Raw genomic sequence first — 3,572 nt, 5'->3', positions numbered from 1 at the left:
GTACGGCATGCAGACGATGTGCGAGGGCGGCGGCCAGGCGAACGTGACGATCCTCGAACGCCTCTGACACGAAGGGACCGCCGTCGGCCGTCCACGGTCCGCGCGGCCCTCGACCTGCCGGAAGGCGCGGAGGGCGCGGGTGGGTGGCTCGTGGACTCCGGCGTCTCAGGCATACTCGGGCGGAGCCCCCCATGGAGGACGCCCATGCTCGAAGGTCTGCGGATCGTCGAGATATCGAGCTTCGTCGCCGCGCCGCTCGGCGGCATGACCCTCGCCCAGCTCGGCGCGGACGTGGTGCGGATCGACCCGCTCGGCGGCGCGGCCGACACCGCCCGCTGGCCGCTCGCGCCGTCCGGGGCGAGCCTGCTGTGGGCCGGGATGAACAAGGGCAAGCGGTCGGTCACCGTGGACCCGCGGTCCGCCGAGGGACGCGAGGTGGTGACGCGCCTGGCCGCCGACGCGGGGATCGTCCTGACCAACGCGGTGGGCGGATGGCCGTCTTACGAGGTGCTGCGCGAGGCGCGTCCCGACCTGATCCTCCTCCAGGTCGAGGGCAGGCCGGACGGGACGGCCGCGGTCGACTACACGGTGAACGCCGAGATCGGATTCCCGCTGGTCACCGGCCCTCCCGACCATGCCGCGCCCGTCGCGCACGTCCTGCCGGCGTGGGACGTGGCGTGCGGGCTGTACGCGGCGGTCGGCCTGCTCGCCGCCGAGCGGCGCCGGTCCCGGACGGGCGAGGGCGCGCACCTCCGGCTTCCGCTGTACGACGTGGCGCTCGCGACCGCGGGCAACCTCGGGCTGCTCGCCGAGGCCCAGCTCGGCGTCGAGCGCGAGCGCGTCGGCAACCACCTGTACGGCGGCTTCGGCCGCGACTTCGTCCTCGGCGACGGCGAACGGGTGATGGTGGTCGCGCTGACCCGCCGCCATTTCGCCGACCTGTGCGAGGCCACCGGGATGACCGGCACCGTCGCCGAGCTCGCGCGCCTGCTGAACGCCGACTTCTCCGTGGACGGCGACCGCTACCGGCACCGCGAGGCGCTCGCCGCGCTGCTCGCCCCCTGGTTCGCCGCGCGGACGCTGCCCGAGGTCGAGCGGGCGCTGAAGGCCGGTTCGGTGCTGTGGGCCCCCTACCGGCGCTTCACCGAGCTGGACCTGGCCGCGAGCGCGCTCATGGGCGAGATCGACCAGCCGGGCGTGGGCCGCGTCCGGGCGCCCGCGTCCCCGTTGAACACCGGCGCCGAGCGGCGGGCCGTCCCCGCGCCGCGGCTCGGCGAGCACACCGACGAGATCCTCTCCGGTCTCGGCCTGGACCCCGCCGACCTACGCGCGAAGGGAGTCGTTGCGTGATCGACATCCAGGGCTGGAGCCCCGCCCCGCAGGAGACCACCGAGATCCTCCAGCCCGGGCCCGCCCACGGCCTGGCGGGCCTGCTCGGCGCGCCGTTCGACGGCGAGGAGCTGCCGCCGCTGTGGCAGTGGCTGTACTTCCTGGAGCGGCCCCCGCAGGCGGTGCTCGGCCCCGACGGGCATCCCGCCGAGGGGCGGTTCCTCCCGCCGATCCCCAACCGCCGCCGGATGTTCGCCGGGGGCCGGTTCCTGCAGCGCGAGCCGCTGCGCGTCGGCGACACCGTGACCCGCCGGGACGAGATGGTCGCCGCCGAGATCAAGCAGGGCCGCACCGGCGAGCTGCTGTTCGTGACCGTCCGGCAGACGTTCCTGCGCGACGGGCAGAAGATCGCCGTCGAGGAGCAGGACCTGATGTACCGCAGCGGCGCGCCGGACTCCGCGCCGCCCGAGCCGTCCTACAAGGAGCCGGTGCTGCGCAGCACGCCCTGGCGGACGACGTTCACCGCCGACCCGGTGCTGCTGTTCCGGTTCAGCGCGCTGACCTACAACGCGCACCGCATCCACTACGACGAGGACTACGCGACCAACGTCGAGGGGCACGCCGGGCTGGTCGTGCACGCGCCGCTGATGGCGATCATGCTGCTGGAGCTGCCGCGCCTGGCGGGCCACAAGGTGACCGAGTTCTCGTTCCGGACGCGTCGTCCGGTGTACGCCGGGCAGCCGGTCGCGGTGGTCGGGCACCCGGACGGAGAGCTGGCGGTGATCGCGGCCGCGTACGCCTCGGGGCCGGTGTCCGCGCTGACCGCGACCTTCTCGTAGGGTGTCAGCGATGTAAGCGGACACTTGCGACGCGCGGTCTGCGGACCCGCGGTGTGCGGCGTTCGCGGGGCACTCGCGGCGGAGGGCGTGCGATGGGACGGCTGCAGCAGACGTTCGGGCTCACCGGGGAGCAGCGCGAGATCGTCGCGACCGTGCGGAGGTTCGTCGACCGGGAGATCCTCCCGGTCGCGACCGAACTGGAGCACGCCGACGCCTACCCCGAGGACATCGTCGCGGGGATGCGCGAGCTCGGCCTGTTCGGGCTGACGATCCCGCAGGAGCACGGCGGCCTCGGGGAGTCGCTGCTCACCTACGCGCTGGTGGTGGAGGAGCTGTCGCGCGGCTGGATGAGCGTGTCCGGCATCGTCAACACCCATTTCATCGTCGCCTGGATGATCGCCCACCACGGCACCGACGCGCAGCGCGCGCACTACCTGCCGCGCATGGCCGCCGGGGAGGTGCGCGGCGCGTTCTCGATGTCGGAGCCCGGATGCGGATCGGACGTCGCGGCCCTGCGCACCCGGGCCGTCGCCGACGGGGACGACTACCTCATCACCGGGCAGAAGATGTGGCTGACCAACGGCGGCACGTCCCACCTGGTCGCGACGCTGGTCCGCACCGACCCGGACGCCGGGCACCGCGGCATGACGACGTTCCTCGTGGACAAGGAGCCGGGCTTCGGCGAGGTCGCGCCCGGGCTGACCGTCCCGGGGAAGATCGAGAAGATGGGCTACAAGGGCGTCGACACCACCGAGCTGCTGTTCGACGGGTACCGGATTCCCGCCGCGCAGATCCTCGGCGGCACCCCCGGACGCGGCTTCTACCAGATGATGGACGGCGTGGAGGTCGGCCGCGTCAACGTCGCCGCCCGCGCCTGCGGCGTCGCCCGCCGCGCCTACGAGCTCGCCGTGGCCTACGCCCGCCGCCGCGAAACGTTCGGCAAGCCGATCGCCGAGCACCAGGCCGTGCTGTTCCGGCTCGCCGAGATGGCGACCAAGGTGGAGGCCGCCCACCAGATGACCGTCATGGCCGCCCGCCGCAAGGACGACGGCGACCGCAACGACCTGGAGGCGGGCATGGCCAAGTACCTGGCGGGCGAGTACTGCAAGGAGGTCGTGGAGGACGCCTTCCGCATCCACGGCGGCTACGGCTACTCCACGGAGTACGAGATCGAGCGGCTGTACCGGGAGGCGCCGATGCTGCTGATCGGCGAGGGCACCGCCGACATCCAGAAGATGATCATCGGTCGCCGGCTGCTCGCCGAGGACGGTTAGAGTTCCGGTATGCCCGAGATGTCCTTCGACCCGGAGGGGCGCCGCCGCGAGGAGCTGCGCGCCCCGTCCTCGCCGATGCTGCGGACGATGGCCGCGGCGACCTCGCCGTAGTCGCGGGGCGAGACGCCCG

3 protein-coding genes are annotated in these 3,572 nt (G+C 73.2%); all 3 read left to right on the top strand.

Translation table 11 applies throughout. The features are described 5' to 3' along the window. The first annotated feature begins 204 nt into the window (after window positions 1-204). The 3 genes from AB0J52_RS32270 (at window position 205) to AB0J52_RS32260 (ending at window position 3,442) form a co-directional block, all read left to right on the top strand. Window positions 205-1,350 carry a CoA transferase gene (locus AB0J52_RS32270; protein WP_500186601.1) on the top strand — a complete coding sequence of 382 codons (1,146 nt, stop codon included), beginning with the start codon at window positions 205-207 and terminating at the stop codon, window positions 1,348-1,350. Continuing rightward, a complete protein-coding gene (locus AB0J52_RS32265; protein WP_500186600.1) occupies window positions 1,347-2,168 on the top strand; it encodes an HTD2 family dehydratase in 822 nt (273 codons plus the stop codon). The genes AB0J52_RS32270 and AB0J52_RS32265 overlap by 4 nt, the downstream gene beginning before the upstream one ends. A 92-nt stretch (window positions 2,169-2,260) precedes the next feature. After that, window positions 2,261-3,442 (top strand): acyl-CoA dehydrogenase family protein, encoded by a 1,182-nt coding sequence (locus AB0J52_RS32260; protein ID WP_500186599.1) that lies wholly within the window; start codon window positions 2,261-2,263, stop codon window positions 3,440-3,442. Window positions 3,443-3,572: the final 130 nt, after the last annotated feature.

The organism is Spirillospora sp. NPDC049652 (assembly GCF_040675125.1).
Classification (GTDB): Bacteria; Actinomycetota; Actinomycetes; order Streptosporangiales; family Streptosporangiaceae; genus Spirillospora.
This window is presented reverse-complemented; position numbering and strand designations above follow the sequence as displayed.

What these genes read in the sequence shown, in the direction of transcription:
- AB0J52_RS32270 (WP_500186601.1), top strand. Translation starts at nt 205, where the DNA reads ATGCTCGAAGGTCTGCGGATCGTCGAGATATCGAGCTTCGTCGCCGCG.
- AB0J52_RS32260 (WP_500186599.1), top strand. Translation starts at nt 2,261, where the DNA reads ATGGGACGGCTGCAGCAGACGTTCGGGCTCACCGGGGAGCAGCGCGAG.